This is a genomic window from Pseudomonas sp. UTLPPB19802 (assembly GCF_059730225.1).
On the sequence record NZ_AP048545.1, the window covers coordinates 70,943 to 89,940 of the forward strand.

An 18,998-nucleotide genomic window follows, 5' to 3' on the forward strand; every position below is an offset into this window, starting at 1 on the left:
TTTCATGCACTTATAAACTTGCTAACCGAGGCGTCTTATTCAACGCTTGCGCGGTTGGCGCCGGATGAAGTCGTCAGCGATTTCGTCCATAGTGACGAATTTCACGCCTTCATGACTTTTCATGTGCTCAATAAAGCGTTCAAGCATGAGCAATACTTGAGGTCGACCAGAAACATCAGGGTGAATTGTGATGGGGAATACCGCGTAGTCATTTTCACGATAAACCCAGTCGAATTGATCACGCCACATCTCTTCCAAGTGGCGTGGATTTACAAATCCGTGGCTGTTAGGAGACTTCTTGATAAACATCATCGGAGGAAGGTCGTCCAAATACCAGTTCGCTGGAATTTCAACCAAGTCAGTCTCTTCACCCCGAACCAGCGGTTTCATCCAGGTATCAGGATGTTGGCTGTAATCAATCTTGCTCCAGCTATCCTTCACCCGAACGTAATAAGGGTGGAAGTCGTTGTGCATCAAGCTATGGTCGTACTTGATGCCCTTCTTCAGGAGCAGCTCATTGGTGACATTGCTGAACTCCCACCAAGGTGCCACGTATCCGGTAGGGCGCTTGCCAGAAAGCTTAGTGATGACTTCAATCGACTTGTCGAGGACGATCTCTTCTTGTTCAGGCGTCATCGCGATCGGGTTCTCATGGCTGTAACCATGAATCCCAATTTCATGGCCTGCCCGAACCACAGCTTTCATTTGCTCGGGAAAGGTTTCCACCGAGTGGCCAGGGATGAACCACGTTGTACGCAGGTCATATTTTTCAAAAAGCTTCAAGAGCCTCGGGGAACCAACTTCACCAGCAAAAAGACCACGGGAGATATCGTCAGGCGAATCCTCCCCACCATAGGAGCCGAGCCAACCTGCTACCGCATCAACATCAACGCCAATTGATACAAAAATTTCTTTCGCCATGATCTATACCTCTTTGTTATTCAAATATTGGCAGGCAAAAATTGCCCGCACTCCGGTTGACCTGTTACTTATCGCCTCGAACATAAGGCTCGATTGCCAGGGCAGCTCGGAGCAGTTCCTCATCATTCCCACTAAAACTTGAAAGAAGGAGACTCGTAGGAAGCCCTGCTTCCCCTGTTCCACTTGGCAACGCAACGCTAGGCATGTCCAACATGCTGCCTGGCATCGTCAGCCTCAGCGTTGCCAAGTTGGTAGCAACAAACAGGTTGACGTCTTCTTCGAGCGGTGCCAGAAGCGGAGCGACATGACCTACCGTCGGGGTCACCAGAAATGCGCCATCTAACTCATGCGCGATCTGCGCTTTCAGTGCCGCAGCAGCTTGGTACAAACGCACCTGCTTACTCGCTGGATAGGCTCGCGCAGCCTCAAGCCGCCTACGAACTCGCGGGTCTAGTTGTTCGGCATCCGGGCTGTCGAGAAGCTCTTGGTAAAGGGCAAAAGCCTCTGCACTCCCAAGCCATCCAATTTGCTCGATGACGTCCAGTGCTTCTTGAAATGCCTTGACCTTTTTTTGCTCGACTACTGCTCCTGCAGAAGCCAACCGCTCAAGTGCCGCAAGAAGATTTGCGCTGACCCCAGGCTGAATGCGCGAATCACTGAGCAGATCGGCATCTACACACAGCTTGAGCCCAACGATGGCAAGACCCGTGGTGTCCAGCGACATGCCCTCCTGATTACCTAGCAGGAGGTTATCGAGAACGATGGCATCACGAACGCTGCTGGTGATAGGCCCCAGCGAATCGAGAGAACTTGCAAGGGGAGTGACGCCGTCAAACGAGTAACGCTTTGCACTGCTTCGATAACCCACAAGGCCATTGAAAGCAGCTGGCACTCGAATGGAGCCTGCAGTGTCAGTTGACATGCCGATCGGAGCTACGCCCTGCGCAACAGCTATAGCCGAACCGGAGGACGATCCTCCTGGTGCACGTACTCCGCCGGCAAAGCGGAGATTGGTTGGCGTTCCGAAATGGGGATTGAGGCCCAGGCCCGAGTAAGCCAGTTCGCTGAGGTTGGTCTTTCCGATACTCACCATCCCCGCCCGGCTGAGTGCTGCGGCCAGTGAGCAGTCACGCAATGCAGGTTGGTCGTGCAAACGCAGTTTTGCACCAGCGGTCGTTACGCAGCCAGCCAGATCGTAAAGGTCTTTCCAGGCTACCGGTACGCCATCGAAAGGAGACAAGGGTTGACCTGCCTGCCAACGTGCCTTGGAAGCAACCGCTTCGCGCAGCGCTCGCTCCTCACACATGGTGATGAACGCTGTGGGAATCTGCTGCGCCCCCCGAAGCGCTTCCTTAAGAGCCGCTACTGGGTCGGTTGTTCCATCGGCGAATCGCTGAGCCAAGGAATGAGCATCGGCAAGCATGGAGCACCTCTAAAATGTACATTTTCAAAATACCTACATTTCCCCCAAGCATCGACCGTGCCAAGTTTTCTCCCGAAAACGGGGAGGAGCGTATGAATGGCTCTAGCGCTGAGGCGATCGGGTTTTTGTGAGCGCAAGACTACAGCTGGCCCAAAAAATGTATGTTTTAGACAATGATCCATTTTGGGTTTTTTAGTAACAGCCTGCTCCAAAATCGTTCATAGCAGTGTTACCGGTGTTCGATCACATTCCGGCTTGCTTGTGAGAAACTTACCCACCACGCTTCATGAGAACCGCCTGATGTCTGCCACACAGCCTTTGGAAGATCGTCCTGCTGCATCCCGCTACGAGACAATCCGCATTACGCTGCGTGATGCGATCCTCAGCGGGCAGACGGTTCCCGGACTCGTGTTGGTGGAGGGGCCGCTAGCGGAACTTTTTGGCACCAGTCGCGTGCCGGTTCGCCATGCCCTGAATCTGCTCCATGAGGAAGGCCTCATACGCCGGTTCGCTGGACGTGGCTTCCTCATTGACCCTGACCGAACTACCGATACGCCTTTACGGGTACCCCTCACTCGCAAGCTCTTGGGATTAGAGCCTCAAGAAGACCTCATCGATTATCGACCGCTTGGTGAACGCATTTACGATCATCTCGCCCAAACGGTCATCCGATTCATGGTCTTTGGCCATTACCGAATCGATGAGCAGAGCGCAGCCGAAGAATTGAACGTCAGCCGAAACGTAGTCAGGGAGGCCCTGATGCGACTGAGGGACAAAGGCCTGGTAGAAAAAGAACCTTACTCACAGTGGCTAGCCGGGCCGTTGACTGCCCAGGCCGTGAAGCAAGACTACGAATTACGGATGCTCCTCGAACCTGATGCCCTGCGCCAAGGCGTCGAGCACGTGTCTCGCAGTGATCTTGAAGGGATGTTGAGTCGGGTAGTTAAGGCCCAAGAAGCAGGTCGTGGTGTTCAGCGAGCAGACATAGAGAAGCTTGAGCAGGATTTGCATGTGACCTGCATAGCGGGGGTAAGCAATACCCGTATGGCAGCAGTCATTCGTCAATGCCAGATCCCCATGAACGTCGGACGCGTCCTCCATGAAGCCCTGCAGTCAAGCAACGACGAAGCTATGCTGGTGGAACATCGATTGATTTTCGAAGCTCTCTTATATGGAACGATTGAAACTGCCTGTTCATGCCTGCGGGATCACATATCCAAAGCCCGTGAGCGCACGCTCCAAAGACTCAAAGTACTCTCAGTTCTGCCAGAACCGGATGTACCTAACTACCTGGAAAGACTGGCCTGAATGAAAAGGGCATGCGTGCACTCTGCAATCCGGCATGCCCCCCCCTCTGCCGTTGGCCGTAAACTAACCTTTCCACTGCACTGACTGCCCATCGCTTTGGATCAAGAACTGCGAATACAAGTCCTGCGGCGAGCGAAGATGCTTGGCAACCTGAAGGCTGCATAATGGCGTTAGCTCTTCACGCAGCGGCGTCCTTTCGTGCGATGAGACTCTCGGTTCGCCATAGATACGTCAGGCCGCATCAGCGGACTCAGCAGTGTACGGTTAATGTAAGCCGCGTGAGCTCCCCCGCTGCAATAAAGAATTCACAGCAAAGATGCGCGGTCGCTATATTGACCGTCACGGTCATTCCGCTATATTTGAGCTTTGTCGGAATAGCAGGGATTCCATGACCGCCGATTTTCACCATCTAGCGCTTGTCTTCGCGGTCTACATCATTGGAGCAGCCAGCCCCGGGCCGAGCACCATGAGAATAATGGTCACCGCAATGCGCCAAGGAAGACGAGCAGCCGTATGCATAGCGGCGGGAGTCGTTAGCGGATCTTTGTTTTGGGGCACCTTGGCAGCTACTGGCATCTCAGCTGTGCTCACGCAATACGCCCACGTGCTAGTTTTCATGAACATCCTCGGCGGCGCTTACCTGCTTTACCTCGGATTCAAAGCCGCACGCTCAGCGTCTATAACAGATGCTCAAATTGAAAAAGAGATACCGCCCACTTCTGATGTGGGCATCAAGCTGTACCAAAAAGGGCTGCTCATGCACCTAACCAATCCGAAAGCGCTGCTTGGATGGATTGCTACCATGACACTGGGGTTGGGCCCTGCGGCTACTAACTCAACAATTGCCTTGATCCTGGCTGGCTGCGCCCTGCTCAGCATCACAATTTTCTTTGGGTATGCAATTGTCTTTTCTACCGCTCCAATGGTGAGCGCCTACCGGCGTGCGCGCCGCTGGATCGAGGCCTCGTTGGCAATTGTATTCGGATCTGCGGGGTTGAAACTGCTGTTCAGCAAATTCTGAAACGAAATCGCTTGGCTAATTATTCATGGCGCAAAAAAAGGCGCTCAATGCGCCTTTTTCCGTACTGATCAATTACCGACTGATATTTCGCATGTTGTAATCACCCCAACCCTCAGCACAAATTAACAACACACTGTAAAAGCTCTTAACCTTTGCAATCATGAAACTTACCTTAAATTAATGATCAAACCCAGATGTGTAATTTCACACCTCGAACACAGTGATGAGGCTATCCAGCGGCCAAACATTAGAAAAGCTATATAATCTTAAGCAGGTTAAGAAACGCTAATGAGGGGTTCTGCAGATGCACCTGATCAGCCCGCAGGTTGCTGCATTCACAGCCGTCCTAGAGGAGACCAGCTTCGAGGCTGCAGCTCGTCGCCTCTCCATCACTCCCTCGGCTGTCTCTCAACGCATCAAGGCACTGGAAGATCGGGTTGGCCAGGTACTGATCGTCAGAGAATCTCCATGCCGCCCCACCCCTGCTGGAGAAAGACTGCTGCGAAGGGTTCGTCCAATGCAAATCCTGGAAAGCGAAGCTCTGGCAGATTTTCTACCCGGTTCAAGCACCTCAGCGTTTGCCAGTTCCATCTCCATCGCAGTCAACGACGATTCGCTTTCCACCTGGCTATTAACGGCACTTGCCAGCCTTCATCAGGACTATGGTTACCTGTTTGATATACACCGCGATGATCAGGAGCATACCTTGGAGTTTCTGAAAAGCGGAGCCGTGCTTGGCGCTATCACATCAGAAAGCGAGGCTCTACAAGGGTGTCAGGTGCACTTCCTGGGAGCAATGCGCTATCACGCCATTGCCTCCCCCCTCTTTGTTGACCGCTTCTTCGGTGCAGGCATCGATACCGCAAGCTTGTCCAAGGCGCCGCTCATCTCCTACAACCGAAAGGACGATTTGCAATGGAGATTCCTCCAGTCCATCTCCCCTGAGCCGCTTGAACCCCCAATACATTACATCCCCTCAACCGTAGGGCTTGTTGAAGCCGCAGAGCGTCAACTCGGCTGGTGCATGATGGCTGAAGGGCTATTCGAAGCTGCCCGGGATGCACGGCGTCTTGTCGACATCGCCCCTGGCCACCACATCGATGTCCCGATGTATTGGCAGCATGCTGCAATTCGTTCCACCACCTTGGAGCTCATAACCAAGGGCATCCTCAAAGCCGCCTCGAAAAATATGCACCTGTGAAAGGGAGAAGTGATTGAGTCAGTGGCCATCTCGCGGAAGATGGCCACTCCAGCCCTGAGCGCCCAACAGGCTCAAGACCTTGGCCAAAGCAACGCGCGTTGCCGGCGTGCAGGCTTGCATCGGCTGACGCAGATCTGCACTCGTTAACCCCTGTAGATTCAATGCAGCTTTGAGGACAGCTGGGTTTGGCTCAGCAAAGGCAATCTGCATCCAGGGGAGCAACTGGTAGTGAGTCAGACGCGCCCCCTCTAAATCCCCCCCATTAACCTGCTGATGCAACTTGACGTAGAGATCTGCCCTGATGTGGGCTGACGCAGAAATCGCTCCTGACCCACCCAAGCATAAGCTGTTGAACAGTTGGGAGTCTTCGCCAGCCAGAACCTGTACAGCCCCATCCTGGATCAAGGCCATTGTGGTCTCCATATCCCCACCACAGTCCTTCACAGCCGCAATCTGGGGGTGGCGAACTATTTTCCGTAAGGTTTCTCGCTCGATCCGCGCGCCCGTTCTGTAAGGGATGTCATAGACGATCACTGGCACCCGTGCCGAATCAGCAACGGTCATGAAGAACGACTCCAAACCCGCCTGAGAAGGCCGGATGTAATATGGGGCAGGCACCAAAAGCCCTGCCAGTTCGCGCTTCTGAATTTCCTCTTGGAAAGCCAGGATTTCCCGAAGATTGTTCCCAGATAAAGCTGCAGTGAAGACAGGAAGACACGCCATACTGACTGTGTTCATTTTTGCCATGATGGCCGAGATTCTTTCGGTGGCCGGCATCTCTCATGCCTTTGCTCAGGGTATGTTCAGCAACCTGGAGTCCTTCGCCATTCTCATCACTCCATTCACCTCGGCTGCATTGGGCATCCTAGCTAACAGCGGCAACGCCCCCAACAGCTTGTTCATGCCCTCACAATACGCGCTCGCCTTGCAAGCTGGGCTCAGCGTCCCGGCTGTCGCTGCCCTCCAACATGCATCAGGCACCTGCATGAGTATCTTCTCGCCAGTCCGTATGTCTATAGCTGCCGGGCTTGCCGATGGTCGCGGTCAAGAGCGAATTGTATACAAAGAACTGCTTCCATATGCAGCTGCTGCCTTACTGATCTTCTTCCTTATCGCAGTTTTCGTCAGTCAATGCTGATTAGACCAAGATCAAAAAAGCGCCCTGAGCATTTCGCTTACGGCGCTTTTTCTTTTGGAGGGAAAAACTACAAATGCGCACGAATCTGCCATTTTGCCCACAAAAAACAGCATTTTGGCCTATTCAGAACTTCCTGCCAATTAGAATATCCTCCCTCTCTGACCCTTTAACAGGCACAGCGGATAAATAGGTCAATGAAGAAGTAGCTCTAGATGAACAAGGCAGACCATGCTCCAAAAAATCCATCCCAAGTGGCCCGCTTTTAAATTGATTTAAGCTTCCAGTTAAATGCCTAGCGCCCTTCAGTAATTAACACAAGGACAACATAAACCTACAGCAGCATCAGCACCCTTCTAAAAAAGACAATATAAAGGTATGAGGCATGAAGTACAGCAACACTCCAATATCGCATGAAGCAGCGGACGACACATCGGATGATTCATCCCTGAAGCGAAACCTGAAAAACCGACATATCCAGCTAATCGCAATTGGTGGTGCAATCGGCACAGGCCTGTTCATGGGCTCGGGCAAGACCATCAGCGTATCTGGCACCTCGATTATCTTCACCTACGCCATCATCGGCTTCTTCATGTTCTTCGTCATGAGAGCCATGGGTGAAATCCTGCTCTCAAACCTGAAGCACAAGACCTTCACTGACTTTTGCACTCAGTACATCGGACAGTGGGCCGGCTACTTCATCGGCTGGTCGTACTGGCTAGCGTGGGTGGTGGTAGCAATCGCCGACTGCACAGTGATCAGCAGCTACATGAAGTTCTGGTTCCCGGATATCCCAACCTGGGCTCCCGCCTTCAGCGTCCTCGCCATCATGTTTGCCCTGAACATGTTTGCCGTGAAGATGTTCGGCGAGGTCGAGTTCTGGTTCGCTCTGATCAAGGTTGTAGCGATCATTGCACTTATCGTGACCGGAATAGTGATGATCAGCCTGTCAGTCACCTCACCACAGGGTGTGGTCGCGTCCCTTAGCCACCTGACCCAGGACGGGGTCGTCTTCCCTTATGGCATTAGCGGATTCTTCGCCGGCTTCCAGATCGCGATCTTCTCCTTTGCAGGCGTTGAACTGATCGGTACCACCGCAGCTGAAAGCCACGACCCACATAAAACCTTGCCGAAAGCCATCAACTCGGTACCGGTTCGAGTCATCATTTTCTACGTACTGGCCCTGGGCTGCATCATATCCGTATCGTCCTGGGCAAAAATCAACATTGATCAAAGCCCATTTGTGCAGGTCTTCCTGATTGCAGGCCTTCCTGCTGCAGCCGGCATGATCAATATGGTTGTGCTGACCTCGGCAATGTCCGCTGCTAACTCCGGCGTGTTCGCAACAAGCAGGATGCTTTACAGCCTCTCGGGGAAAGGACAGGCGCCAAAGCTTTTCCGCGTGCTCTCCAAGTCGTCCATTCCCATGCGAGGACTGGTGTTCTCTTGCTTGTGCATGGGCGCCGGCCTTGTGATTTTGTTCATCATCCCAGAGGTGATGAAGGCGTTCACAGTGCTAACGACTATCTCCGCAATCCTTTTCATTTTTGCTTGGGCAATGATCGTGGTTGCGTACATCCGCTACCGCAGGATTGACCCTCAACTGCACATTGCATCTCGCTTCAAAATGCCAGGTGGCCTGATCATGCCTTGGCTCGTCCTGGCATTCTTCGCCTTCGTGATTGTGCTACTGGCCCTGGAGCCGGACACGTTACACGCGATGCTTTGCATGCCTGTCTGGTTTGCAATTCTGGCTGTGGCGTATCGCCGAAAAGACAAGGCACCGCAGTTGACTAGCGAGACCTCCGTCTCCTAACGCAAAAGGGTTACCAGGTGATGCTCTGGTAGCCCTTTTATTCTATGCTGGATTAGATGAGCTTGCTCAGCACGAATGTGGTGACGGTATTTTCTACGCCAGGCATGGCCGCAATCAGCTTCCACACCATGTGAACACGCTCCGGGTGGGCGGCCTCGATCCTCACCATCAGATCGAACTCACCACTCATGACCTCGCACATGGTCACTTCTGGAATGGCTTTCACCCCCCTCACAACATCCTCACCGCGCATTCGGTCATGGCGATACACGAATATGATCGCGCTGATTGGTGCAGAAGGCTTTCGCCCTTCCCCCACACGGATCGTATAACCCTGAATTGCCCCATCCCGCTCCATGCGCTCGATACGCTGACGGACTGCATTACGCGAAAGGTTAACCTTGGAGCCCAGCTCAGCATGGGAAATCTTGGCGTTAGCAGTCAGCTCAGCCAGGATCCGCTCATCTTGAGGATCGAGAAGACGTTTCATACGTTCTTCCTATATGCCCCGCAGAAATCGGGAGAGACCATCAACATCACCTTTGCTCAGCACAACATGCTCCATGGACAGGGTTGGCGATTCGGGCACTTCCCCACCCCACATGTTCAACTCAGCCAAAAGCTGTGAAGACTTGCTGGGGGCAAGCTGTGCCAGGGTCACCATGGGGCTTGCAATGCTGCGACGGTGAAGCCGAGCCGCCAGTGCACCAGTCGCGGTCTGTGGATCAACCGCTGTTCCTGCTTCCTTGAACAGCGTAAGCAGCTCCTCCCTTACCTGCTCGTCTGCAACCGCGTAGGAGTCAAACAGCATCCGAGCCTGTAGCCACTGCTTGTTCCCAATGCTCAGCTTACCTGAGTCCTCGAAAATGGCCATGAGGTGCTGCACAGTGCAGCCATCATGATCATAGAGCTCCCAGATGAACCGTTCGAGATTGGAAAAGAGTGAGAAATCCATCGAAGGAGACAGCGAATGACTCACCTCACGGGTTGAGTAGCTGTTCTGATTGATGAAGCGATGCAAAGAGTCATTGGTGTTTGTCGACACGATGACCTGATTGATTGCCAGCCCCATTTTCTGGGCTACGAAACAGGCATAAATTTCGGCAAAGCTTGCGCCTGGAATACTAAAACCAACCGGGCGCACGCCTCCCCCCAGTTGCAAGGCACTATGAAAGAAAAAGACGATTTGAGCCAAAACACCGACCCAATTCGTAGAGTTGAAACTAATAGGAAGAAGACTCTCGATCGGCCAGTCTCTTAATACCTTGGAAACCAGCGTCTGGCAGTCATCAAAGCTCCCAGCCACCTCGAGCAACTGAACATGCTCTGAGCTAGACGCCAACAAGCCAGCCAGTCGATCAGCAGGCACCCCATCTCGAGGATAGAGGGCCACCACTTTCACATTGCTCACATCTTTGAAGGCCTCAATGGCCGCAAGCCCAGTATCGCCATTAGTCGCACCAATAACGACAGCTTGGCCGGGAGGGGTAAGAAAATGAGCCACCAAGCGAGCTTGGAGCTGAGCAGCAAAATCCTTCGATGCCTGGGTAGGCCCATGGTGCAACTGCAGAACCCACTCATTCGGGCCAATCTGCTGCAGGGGAGCTACCGCTCGATGGTCGAAGCATTGATAGCAATCCTTGAGCATCTTCCTCAAGACAGAGCTTTCGATTTCATCGCCTACAAATGGTGATATAACACGGAAGGCCAGCTCATCGAACGGAAGCCATGACCAGCTAGCAATCTCTTCGCTGTCAAAATGCGGAAGGCGTTCTGGCACATAGAGTCCCCCATCGGACGCCATGCCCGAAAGGACAACGCTACGGAAATTGGCAGGTGGTGCAGAACCACGAGTGCTTACGTAGTCCATATTTACTCCAAATAAAAAATTAAGCGTCTATCCTGTGCTGCAGATTCATTATCATGCAGCTTTAGAAGCACTTTATGCACGCAACGACAGCAACTGAATAGGCTAAATCGCATTATTTAATGGTCAAAAAGCTCGTTATCGAGCATTTTGCTCATCCCGAAAATCTGTGAAACGTATCGCTGAAATTTTTTATCAAAAAAGGCCGCTCAATGGCGGCCTTTTTCTCTCTCTCGGTCTGCTCAAGCTGCTGACGAAAATTTCATCAGCAATAGACCGCTTATAATCATAACGGCAGCCAGAATTCTAAGCGGGCCGATTGGCTCCCCCAGAAACACGATACCCACGGCGAATGCACCAACTGCACCAATACCAGTCCAAATAGTGTAGGCCGTGCCCAAAGGCAAGCTTTTCATTGAATAAGAAAGCAAAACGAAGCTAGCAATAACCATAATGATAGTTATTACTGAAGCTCCAAGTTTTGTGAAACCTTCAGATTGCTTCATCGAGAAGGCCCATACGACCTCCAAAATTCCTGCGATAATCAAACTAAACCAAGCCATCATCGGCTCCATAAAGAAGCCGGGTCGTCCCGGCAAGATTAACCCAATTCTTCGGGGTCGTCCCCTGGGCACTAAAGAGTTAGATTTTAAATCAGGCTTCAATGTGCTCGGTTGTAATAACCGCGCCTGGCATCATTTTCGACAGACCGGTAACGAGGTCATCCGCTGCTGCATTCAGCGCCTCAATTGGCATCTCTGGCAGACTTTCAAGAATAAACCACATCTGTTTGGCTTCGGCATCCAGACGGGTTCGCACACCCTGGCGCCAGTTCCAACGACGGCAGGTTACACCTCGGTCATCTCGCCAAATAACTTCACCAGCTTCTGGCGGCTCATTTGCAGGTTCTCCACTTTTCATAGTGTCGAACTCTTCACTGCCGTCTGCAATGGTCAGTCGCGGCATCCCAACATAAGCAGCAAAATTTTCACCGCCAACCGGAATCGCATACTGAATACTGATAGCGTTGTAAAGGTCTACTACTGGGTCAATCGTTGGAAGCTTACCATCCTTCTTGACACGCTTGAGGAGTGCTTCTGCAGAGCAGGGTGTCCGCTGTGGCTTAACACCAAATTTCCGGAATGCATCGCCCCAAGCAGCCAAGTGAGCTTCAGCCCAATCCGAGGTGCCGGCCTCAACCACTTGATAAGCTCGCTCCATCGCCTCAGCTGCTACACCAGGATTAACGATAGGAGCTGCCTCAACGACCACACTGACAGCTCGAAAACCTGGAGCTAGCTCGGCAACCCTAGAGTCAATTGACGGATGTACAGAAAGCATCAGAGAATCTCCTAAAACTGACCAATTTAGTGCATTTTATCGACCAATGACCAAAAAAGTCAATATATCGACCGATCCGACTACCCACGTCCAGCAGGTTAGCGAGGCCGTAGCCAAGCGCCTTAGAGAGGTGCGAAAGCAGCAAAAAATCTCCTTGGATGAGCTTGCTCGTCGCTCAGGCGTGAGCAAGGGAATGGTAGTTGAGATTGAAAACTGCAACGCCAATCCAAGCATTGCCATCTTGTGCAAGATTTCAGCGGCACTCGGATTGTCAGTCGCGGATGTGGTGAATGTTGCAAGCGCCCCCACCGCCCGCCTAATCGAAGCACAGGAGATTCCAACGCTCTGGAACGGGCCTGAAGGCGGAACAGCCCGGTTGCTCGCAGGCACCAGCGGGCCCAACATGATCGAGCTCTGGAAATGGGAAATTAAACCTGGTGAATTTTTCGAGTCCAGTGGACACCCCACCGGCACATTCGAGCTGTTCCATGTTGACCAGGGCACATTGAGGCTCGTCATTGGTGAAACTGAGCTCATCATCATGCAGGGATGCTCAGCGATTGCAAAAACAGATGTCCCTCATCGGTATGTCAATGGTGGAAAGGAAGACTTGGTTTTTACAATGACTGTTGCAGAGCTTCATCAATGATGAATTTTTGAGATAAAAAAGCCTCCCGGATAGGGAGGCAAAGAGGGTTACCTACGAAGAGAAGCAACCCGGGAGAGTGCATGAGTTCTCCCGGATATCGTTTAGTCGCGGAAAGTCTCGTCCAAAGCTGCCGAGATGTCCTTAATCAAATCGTCAGCGTCTTCCAGACCGATCGAAAGACGCAGGTGGCCATATTCCAAAAACTCTTTCGGATAATGCTCAGAGCCTCCTCGAGCCTCAGGGCCAACATGGACGATAAGAGATTCATCATGGCCGATGGAGACAGCAGAAGTGATGACCTTCAACTTCGCAACGAAGCGGTTTTGCTTGTCTGAGGAGCCTTTAACGGCAAACGCCATTACTCCCCCAAAGCCTTTACCTTCTAACTGACGACGGGCCAGTTCATGCTGAGGGTGAGATGGCAGGCCCGGGTAGTAGACGTAAGCAATCCGATCATCGGAATCTAGGAAGGCAGCCACCTTTTCAGCCGTTGCGAGATGCTGACGGAGACGCAGGGGCAAGGTCACCGAGCCACGCATGATCAGCCAGGCGTTGAACGGTGAAATCACAGCACCCAGGTCAACCAAAGCGTCATGCTTGATCTTGCCAATCAGCTCTTTGCTGCCAATCACAACACCACCCATGGCATCCCCATGGCCGTTGATGTATTTGGTCAACGAGTGAACGACAAGATCCGCGCCTTTGCTCAAGGCGTGGAAGAATGGCGGCGGAGTGAAGGTGGCGTCGACCGAGAGCAGAGCACCATGCACTTTCGCGATCTCTGCCAAGGCTTCAATATCTGCAACCTTGGTGGTCGGGTTACCGATCGATTCGGTATGGATCAACTTGGTATTCGGCTTCATCGCCTTGCGCACAGCATCCAGATCGCCCATGTTGACGAAGGTCGCTTGAATGCCATAGCGCTCCGGCAGCAACTCGGCAAACAGGCGCCATACTGCTTCGTAGGTCACATCGCCGACAACGATGTGATCGCCGCTTTTCAGGAACGTGAAGAAAACCGAATGCAGCGCGGCAACCCCGGTAGCAAACGCAGCTGCTGCTTCGCCGCCCTCGATTGCTGCGAGCTTCTTCTCGAGGCATACCTGGTTGTGGCCCGCGTTGCGGGTGTATACCAAGCCATCAGGGCTCGACCAGTCCATGTCTTCTGGGTCATCCGGAAGACGATAAGAGTTCGCCATGACCAGTGGCGTGCGCACAGCGCCGGTAGTGACATCCATTACGTTACCGCCATGGACTGCCTGGCTGCTAACACCCAATGTTGCCAAGTTTTCTTTATCAGGACGCATCTTAATACCCTCTCGCTTATTGAGCTTCTTTTAGTGTGGGCTTCACATTCAAGCCATGGCTTGACTCAGCCGCATTTGTAGCAACCAACTCTTGACTCTCGTCAAATTTTAGTTTCCCGCTAGCGATACCATAAACTCGCCCTCGCACCATGTACCAACCAGCGACAAGAATTGCCGCATAGAAGGGAATAGATGCCGCCGAGTAAGTACCCACTGGATAGTCAAAAGCAATAAGGACAAAGACCACAACAAAGAACGCGAGAGTCACATAGCCGCTATAGGGCGCGAACATCATTCTGAATTTTGGTCGTTCGATAAGGCCTTGCTGAGAAAGTTTATAGAGCTTGAGTTGGCAAAGAATAATTACACCCCACGCCCCCAGCATCAAGATCGCCGTCAACGACATGGCAATCTCAAAAGCTTGGTCTGGCAGAAACGCATTCATCGCTACGCCGACAAGAGACGCGATTGTCGTAAACATAATCCCAGCAAATGGCACACCGTTGCTGTTCATCTTCACAAGGAATGGCGGTGCAGAACCCGTTACTGCAAGCGAACGGAGGATACGCCCAGTGGTGTAAATCCCGGCATTAAGTGATGAAATGGCCGCAGTAAACAGAACCATATTCATGATTGCATCAGCGCCCTGTACACCAATGGCACCGAAGAAAGTCACTAGAGGGCTCACTCCTGGGATGTAAGATTAGCTCGGCAAAAGCAACGAAAGAAGCAATATAGTGCCAACATAGAAAACAACAATACGGAAGACAACTGCACGAATTACTTTAGGCATGACCTTTTCAACATCTTTGGCCTCCCCTGCTGCCGTACCAACGAGTTCTATACTACCGTAAGCAAACACGACGCCTTGTATTAGAATTACAGCAGGCATTACGCCATAAGGGAACCACCCCCCGTGATCCGAAATCAGCTGAAATCCTGGCACATGACCATTGATTGGAGTGCCAAAAACAACCATGTACACACCCACACAAAGGAATGTAACCAGGGCTGCCACTTTGAAGAAAGCAAACCAGAACTCTAGCTCACCAAAAATCTTGACAGATACTAGGTTGATGCCAGTGATAATCGCCAGCACACCAAGTGCGGAGGCCCATTGTGGGACATCTCCAAGAAATGGAATATATGCCTTGAAGAAATTAAGATAGAGCGCTGTTGCGGTAAGCTCAGCGATCGCGACCGTTACCCAATTCGTCCAATACATCCACCCTGCTGCATACGCCAGTTTTTCTCCATAAAACTCTCGAGCGTAAGACACAAAAGACCCTGTAGAGGGCCTATGGAGCACTAGCTCACCGAGAGCCCGAATGATAAACCATGCAATACACCGCATACCGCAAATGCAAACACCAATGAGGGGCCAGCTTCGGATAGCCGAGCCCCCGCGCCCAAAAACAAACCACTGCCAACAGCACCACCAATTGCAATCATCTGTATTTGGCGGGCACGCAATGTCTTTTTGTAGCCAAAATCTTCTGCACCAACATATTTTACCCTGCTTGCACTCTCAGTTACCGAGCCAGCAGGCACACCTTCTTTAAAGCTCATACGCCAACACCTTGTTATTGTATTACAGCAAGACGCAATAAACACACGCCCTACATAAGCAGCATATTCACATATAGAATTAACCAGCCCCCGCTCGTTCAAGGCAACAAATGCCTGGACGCGCACGAACGGGCAAATTTTAAGCAACGCTCATAATTTATTATGGCTGACCAATAAAGGCTTGAACTTCTATTTCTACATCAACACCCAACACAAGCTCAGAGACCACTGTCGAGCGCGCAGGGAGATTGGAGCCAAAAAACTCCTTATAAACTTCATTTAAGCCATCAAAATGGCTCAAATCTGAAAGCCACACTGTCGCCTTTACGACCTGATCGAAATTGGCATCGCAAGCAGCCAGGCTTTCACCAATGCGCAAGCAGACAGCTCTGGCTTGATCCCTAATGTCACCGAGAATGATCTCGCCAGTTGGGCTCACTGGAATCTGGCCAGAAAGGAACAGAAAACCGCCCGCCTTTACTGCTCTGGAAAGTGGCAGTGGTGCCTGACTAGGGTATCGCTGAATAGGATTGCTCATTTTCGCCCCCGAGCTGGAAAAAAGGGGAGCTGACGCCCCCCTCATGCAACGTGATGAACATCAGAGCCTGATGGGATATCGGGCCTTAGACGCTAGGGCCGTTAAGGCAAACGACCTTAGGCTGAGTCATATCTTCGTAGGCAAAACGCACACCTTCACGACCCATGCTGCCGTATTTGAAACCGCCAAACGGCATAGCGTCGAAACGGTAGTCAGACGAGTCGTTGATCATCACACCACCGGCCTCGAGCAGCTTCGCAGCCTTCATAGCGGTGTTCAGGTTGCTGGTGAAGATGCCAGCGTGCAGGCTGTAATCAGGCTCGTTGGCGAGCGTCAAGGCGTCTTCGAGCGTGCTGATTTCCTGCAGAATAACGATCGGGCTGAATACCTCTTCCTGCCAAACCTTGCACTCGAAGCTCACGTCTTCCAGGACGGTTGGGTGGAACAGCGTACCTTCTCGCTTATTCCCGAGCAGAACCTTGGCACCCTTGCTGACAGCATCATTGACTGAGTCTTCTGCACGCTTGGCTGCTGCCTCAGAGATCATTGGGCCTACGTCAGTCGCCTCGTCTGCCTGGTTGCCGACGACCAGGGCACGAGACTGCTCTACGAATTTCTCCTTGAAGGCCTGGTAGATTTTGCTATCAATCAGGATTCGCTGAGTACCGATGCAGTTCTGCCCTGCGGCCCAATAGGCACCAGAAACGCAAGACTCAACAGTGGATTCGAGCTCACAATCGCCCATGACAATCACTGGCGCATTACCGCCGAGATCCATGGCCATCTTCTTCAAGCCGGCAGTCTTAGTGATCTGCTCGCCCGTCACGAATCCGCCAGTGAACGAAATCATTCGCACAGCACGGTGAGCAACCAACGCTTTACCCAGCTCAGCATCACCAGTGGCGACCGAAACAACCTCAGCAGGCAAACCGGCCTGGTTAAGGTAGCTGACCAACTTCACTGCAGACAGAGGAGCAAGCTCAGAAGGTTTCAGCACTACCGAGTTGCCACCAGCGATGGCAGGGCCAAGCTTGTGGGCAACCAGGTTCAACGGGTCGTTGTACGGAGTGATAGCCAAGATGATTCCCAGAGGCTCACGAGTAAACCAACCCTGACGCGATTCCGAACCCACATAGGAGTCGAACGGAATCACTTCACCGGCATTCCGCTTGGCTTCTTCTGCCGACAGCTTAAGCGTGTTTACGCAGCGAAGAACTTCTTTACGCGCTTGGCGGATTGTCTTGCCAGACTCTGCCGAAATCAGCTTGGCGAAAGCCTCTTTGTCCTTCTCAACCAGCGCCGCTGCATGCTCCAGAATACGAGAGCGCTCGGCACGAGAGAGGTTACGAGCGGTCACAGCACCGTGCTTGGCAGCTTCGATCACCAAGTGAGCAGAAGTCGCAGGAACCTTTGCCACCTCACCAATCACAGAACCATCGAACGGGTTGAATACCGTGATCTCTTCGTAATCTGTGGACAGAGCCATACTCAAGCTATTCATGTTCAGATCGCCTGTTTGGTTTTGTTCTTGTGAATGCTGATGATGTCGGACAGCAGTGCGTAGGCAGTTTCGATGCGACCAGCACCGGCACCTACTACGGTGACAGGGCCCAGCAGATTGGTTTCGAAGCTGACAGCGTTGGTAGCGCCAGTTACACCAGCCAACGCGTCAGTATTCGGGAGAAGTTGCGGGCTAACCGAGGCAGTCACGGTGCCAGCTGGAGTGATCTGAGCACTACCAATGAGCTTCCAACGAGAGTCTTTGCTAGCTGCATTCTGGATGTCTTGAGCGGTGATGTTCGAAATGCCTTCACAGCACACATCACTCGGGGTCAGCTTCGCACCCAGCAGTTCGTTTGCCAGGATTACAACTTTCAAGCGGACGTCGTGACCTTCTACGTCAGCGGTCGGATCAGCTTCGGCATAACCGAGCTCTTGAGCCTTCGCCAGGGCATCGCTGAAGTCCAAACCGGCTTGCATGCTACTGAGGATGAAGTTGGAGGTGCCGTTCAGGATGCCTTTGAAGCCAGTGATTTCCGAACCAGCCAGAGTCTCCTGCGCCATGCGGATAACAGGAGTGCCGCTCATCACAGCACCTTCAAACTCAAATGCAGCCCCGGTGGTAGCGGCCAGCTTCTTCAGCGCAGCAGAGTGCAGTGCTACTGGGCCCTTGTTGGTAGTGACTACACTGATGCCCTTTTCCAGAGCCCAGCGGCAGAAAGTGGTTGCTGGCTCACCATCAACCGGATTGGTGAAGGTGGCTTCAGCGACGATATCGGCACCAGAGAAGCGAATGACGGTTTCGTTGGCCGGCTCTGCGCTGCCATTTTCCAGCGCTGCGAAAGCACCCTTGGCTGCAGGAACGGCTACCAGTTTCTTAGGATCCAGGCCGTCTTTACCAATCACCGAGCCCAAGAAGATGTCGCTGACGCCAACGATTTTCAAGGTAAAGCCAAGCTCTTCAGCCCAAAGCTCATTCTTTTCGGCAACCAGTTGGGCCAGAGCGCGGTTAACACCGCCGAAACCCAGCAAAGCAATTTTGTATTCAGTCACAGCAACGGCCTCATTTTGTTGTTTACCACTGGAGGAAATCGTAAGCTGCAACCCTGCTTAACCGAATATGCCAAACAGACAGATCTTGCTAGCAAAATGCTCGTATAGTATGTCGCTTTGCTTGTGCACTATTTTGTATGATTTAACGCCCAATGAGCTTACTTACAAAAATCGCCATGGGCTTAGCGAAAAAATCAATCTATTTCTCTGCCTTAAATAATCAGCTCCAAAGGGAGCGCAATAAAATCCGGAGAGAACAGCATGAGCGAGTCCGTTGCTTACAAAGTTGAGGTTCAGTCCGCATCTGAAGTATTGAAATGGTCGAAACACGACACGGTATGGGTTCTGG

17 protein-coding genes and 2 pseudogenes are annotated in these 18,998 nt (G+C 52.2%); 6 read left to right on the forward strand and 13 right to left on the reverse strand.

What is annotated here, in order from left to right; all coding sequences use genetic code 11:
- Window positions 1-39: 39 nt before the first annotated feature.
- Both AC6I6U_RS00335 and AC6I6U_RS00340 read right to left on the reverse strand, forming a co-directional pair.
- Window positions 40-921, reverse strand: a complete 882-nt coding sequence (locus AC6I6U_RS00335) for a polysaccharide deacetylase family protein (protein WP_427123285.1) — start codon at window positions 919-921, stop codon at window positions 40-42.
- Window positions 922-985: 64 nt separating this feature from the next.
- Complete coding sequence (locus AC6I6U_RS00340; RefSeq protein ID WP_497880117.1) at window positions 986-2,344, reverse strand: amidase; 1,359 nt, start codon at window positions 2,342-2,344, stop codon at window positions 986-988.
- Between the two features lie 300 nt (window positions 2,345-2,644).
- On the opposite strand from AC6I6U_RS00340, the gene AC6I6U_RS00345 reads away from it, so the two are divergent.
- The 3 genes from AC6I6U_RS00345 (at window position 2,645) to AC6I6U_RS00355 (ending at window position 5,874) form a co-directional block, all read left to right on the forward strand.
- On the forward strand, window positions 2,645-3,652 hold the full coding sequence (locus AC6I6U_RS00345) for a GntR family transcriptional regulator (protein WP_497880118.1): 1,008 nt from the start codon (window positions 2,645-2,647) through the stop codon (window positions 3,650-3,652).
- A 388-nt stretch (window positions 3,653-4,040) separates the two neighbouring features.
- Entirely contained in the window at window positions 4,041-4,673 is a 633-nt protein-coding gene (locus tag AC6I6U_RS00350) for a LysE family translocator (protein WP_497880119.1), read from the forward strand.
- Between the two features lie 304 nt (window positions 4,674-4,977).
- A complete protein-coding gene (locus AC6I6U_RS00355; RefSeq protein WP_497880120.1) occupies window positions 4,978-5,874 on the forward strand; it encodes a LysR family transcriptional regulator ArgP in 897 nt (298 codons plus the stop codon).
- Window positions 5,875-5,892: 18 nt separating this feature from the next.
- Here the strand turns inward: AC6I6U_RS00355 and AC6I6U_RS00360 are convergent.
- Window positions 5,893-6,567 (reverse strand): annotated as a pseudogene (locus tag AC6I6U_RS00360) (dihydrodipicolinate synthase family protein); the annotation flags it as partial.
- A gap of 52 nt (window positions 6,568-6,619) precedes the next feature.
- On the opposite strand from AC6I6U_RS00360, the gene AC6I6U_RS00365 reads away from it, so the two are divergent.
- The gene (locus AC6I6U_RS00365) at window positions 6,620-7,012 is read left to right on the forward strand and encodes a hypothetical protein (protein WP_497880121.1); all 393 of its coding nucleotides are present in this window, start codon (window positions 6,620-6,622) and stop codon (window positions 7,010-7,012) included.
- A 382-nt stretch (window positions 7,013-7,394) separates the two neighbouring features.
- Window positions 7,395-8,825: an amino acid permease gene (locus AC6I6U_RS00370; protein WP_497880122.1), complete on the forward strand. Its 1,431-nt coding sequence runs from the start codon at window positions 7,395-7,397 to the stop codon at window positions 8,823-8,825.
- 52 nt (window positions 8,826-8,877) lie between these two features.
- Here the strand turns inward: AC6I6U_RS00370 and AC6I6U_RS00375 are convergent, their stop codons facing one another.
- From AC6I6U_RS00375 to AC6I6U_RS00390, 4 genes are all read right to left on the reverse strand, one after another.
- Window positions 8,878-9,315, reverse strand: coding sequence for an Lrp/AsnC family transcriptional regulator (locus AC6I6U_RS00375; RefSeq protein WP_497880123.1), 438 nt, complete (start codon window positions 9,313-9,315; stop codon window positions 8,878-8,880).
- 9 nt (window positions 9,316-9,324) lie between these two features.
- The gene (locus AC6I6U_RS00380; RefSeq protein WP_497880124.1) at window positions 9,325-10,695 is read right to left on the reverse strand and encodes a pyridoxal-phosphate dependent enzyme; all 1,371 of its coding nucleotides are present in this window, start codon (window positions 10,693-10,695) and stop codon (window positions 9,325-9,327) included.
- A 239-nt stretch (window positions 10,696-10,934) separates the two neighbouring features.
- Window positions 10,935-11,255, reverse strand: a complete 321-nt coding sequence (locus AC6I6U_RS00385; protein ID WP_497880125.1) for a DMT family transporter — start codon at window positions 11,253-11,255, stop codon at window positions 10,935-10,937.
- A gap of 91 nt (window positions 11,256-11,346) precedes the next feature.
- A complete protein-coding gene (locus AC6I6U_RS00390; RefSeq protein ID WP_497880126.1) occupies window positions 11,347-12,033 on the reverse strand; it encodes a B3/B4 domain-containing protein in 687 nt (228 codons plus the stop codon).
- A 46-nt stretch (window positions 12,034-12,079) separates the two neighbouring features.
- Between AC6I6U_RS00390 and AC6I6U_RS00395 the strand changes: the two genes are divergently transcribed.
- Entirely contained in the window at window positions 12,080-12,682 is a 603-nt protein-coding gene (locus AC6I6U_RS00395; RefSeq protein ID WP_497880127.1) for an XRE family transcriptional regulator, read from the forward strand.
- A 101-nt stretch (window positions 12,683-12,783) separates the two neighbouring features.
- On the opposite strand, the gene AC6I6U_RS00400 is transcribed toward AC6I6U_RS00395, so the two are convergent.
- The 6 genes and pseudogenes from AC6I6U_RS00400 to AC6I6U_RS00425 form a co-directional block, all read right to left on the reverse strand.
- Window positions 12,784-13,989: a trans-sulfuration enzyme family protein gene (locus AC6I6U_RS00400; RefSeq protein WP_497880128.1), complete on the reverse strand. Its 1,206-nt coding sequence runs from the start codon at window positions 13,987-13,989 to the stop codon at window positions 12,784-12,786.
- A gap of 16 nt (window positions 13,990-14,005) precedes the next feature.
- Window positions 14,006-15,343 (reverse strand): annotated as a pseudogene (locus tag AC6I6U_RS00405) (amino acid permease).
- Window positions 15,298-15,558 (reverse strand): hypothetical protein, encoded by a 261-nt coding sequence (locus AC6I6U_RS00410; protein ID WP_497880129.1) that lies wholly within the window; start codon window positions 15,556-15,558, stop codon window positions 15,298-15,300. Before AC6I6U_RS00410 ends, AC6I6U_RS00405 begins: the two are co-directional and overlap by 46 nt.
- A gap of 160 nt (window positions 15,559-15,718) precedes the next feature.
- The gene (locus tag AC6I6U_RS00415; RefSeq protein WP_497880130.1) at window positions 15,719-16,096 is read right to left on the reverse strand and encodes a RidA family protein; all 378 of its coding nucleotides are present in this window, start codon (window positions 16,094-16,096) and stop codon (window positions 15,719-15,721) included.
- Between the two features lie 85 nt (window positions 16,097-16,181).
- Entirely contained in the window at window positions 16,182-17,597 is a 1,416-nt protein-coding gene (locus tag AC6I6U_RS00420; protein WP_497880131.1) for an aldehyde dehydrogenase family protein, read from the reverse strand.
- A 2-nt stretch (window positions 17,598-17,599) separates the two neighbouring features.
- Window positions 17,600-18,649, reverse strand: a complete 1,050-nt coding sequence (locus AC6I6U_RS00425) for a homoserine dehydrogenase (protein ID WP_497880132.1) — start codon at window positions 18,647-18,649, stop codon at window positions 17,600-17,602.
- Between the last annotated feature and the right edge of the window lie 349 nt (window positions 18,650-18,998).

Coding starts and splice junctions, on each gene's coding strand:
- AC6I6U_RS00335 (WP_427123285.1), bottom strand. CDS start 921: ATGGCGAAAGAAATTTTTGTATCAATTGGCGTTGATGTTGATGCGGTA.
- AC6I6U_RS00340 (WP_497880117.1), bottom strand. CDS start 2,344: ATGCTTGCCGATGCTCATTCCTTGGCTCAGCGATTCGCCGATGGAACA.
- AC6I6U_RS00345 (WP_497880118.1), top strand. CDS start 2,645: ATGTCTGCCACACAGCCTTTGGAAGATCGTCCTGCTGCATCCCGCTAC.
- AC6I6U_RS00350 (WP_497880119.1), top strand. CDS start 4,041: ATGACCGCCGATTTTCACCATCTAGCGCTTGTCTTCGCGGTCTACATC.
- AC6I6U_RS00355 (WP_497880120.1), top strand. CDS start 4,978: ATGCACCTGATCAGCCCGCAGGTTGCTGCATTCACAGCCGTCCTAGAG.
- AC6I6U_RS00365 (WP_497880121.1), top strand. CDS start 6,620: ATGATGGCCGAGATTCTTTCGGTGGCCGGCATCTCTCATGCCTTTGCT.
- AC6I6U_RS00370 (WP_497880122.1), top strand. CDS start 7,395: ATGAAGTACAGCAACACTCCAATATCGCATGAAGCAGCGGACGACACA.
- AC6I6U_RS00375 (WP_497880123.1), bottom strand. CDS start 9,315: ATGAAACGTCTTCTCGATCCTCAAGATGAGCGGATCCTGGCTGAGCTG.
- AC6I6U_RS00380 (WP_497880124.1), bottom strand. CDS start 10,695: ATGGACTACGTAAGCACTCGTGGTTCTGCACCACCTGCCAATTTCCGT.
- AC6I6U_RS00385 (WP_497880125.1), bottom strand. CDS start 11,255: ATGGCTTGGTTTAGTTTGATTATCGCAGGAATTTTGGAGGTCGTATGG.
- AC6I6U_RS00390 (WP_497880126.1), bottom strand. CDS start 12,033: ATGCTTTCTGTACATCCGTCAATTGACTCTAGGGTTGCCGAGCTAGCT.
- AC6I6U_RS00395 (WP_497880127.1), top strand. CDS start 12,080: ATGACCAAAAAAGTCAATATATCGACCGATCCGACTACCCACGTCCAG.
- AC6I6U_RS00400 (WP_497880128.1), bottom strand. CDS start 13,989: ATGCGTCCTGATAAAGAAAACTTGGCAACATTGGGTGTTAGCAGCCAG.
- AC6I6U_RS00410 (WP_497880129.1), bottom strand. CDS start 15,558: ATGAGCTTTAAAGAAGGTGTGCCTGCTGGCTCGGTAACTGAGAGTGCA.
- AC6I6U_RS00415 (WP_497880130.1), bottom strand. CDS start 16,096: ATGAGCAATCCTATTCAGCGATACCCTAGTCAGGCACCACTGCCACTT.
- AC6I6U_RS00420 (WP_497880131.1), bottom strand. CDS start 17,597: ATGAATAGCTTGAGTATGGCTCTGTCCACAGATTACGAAGAGATCACG.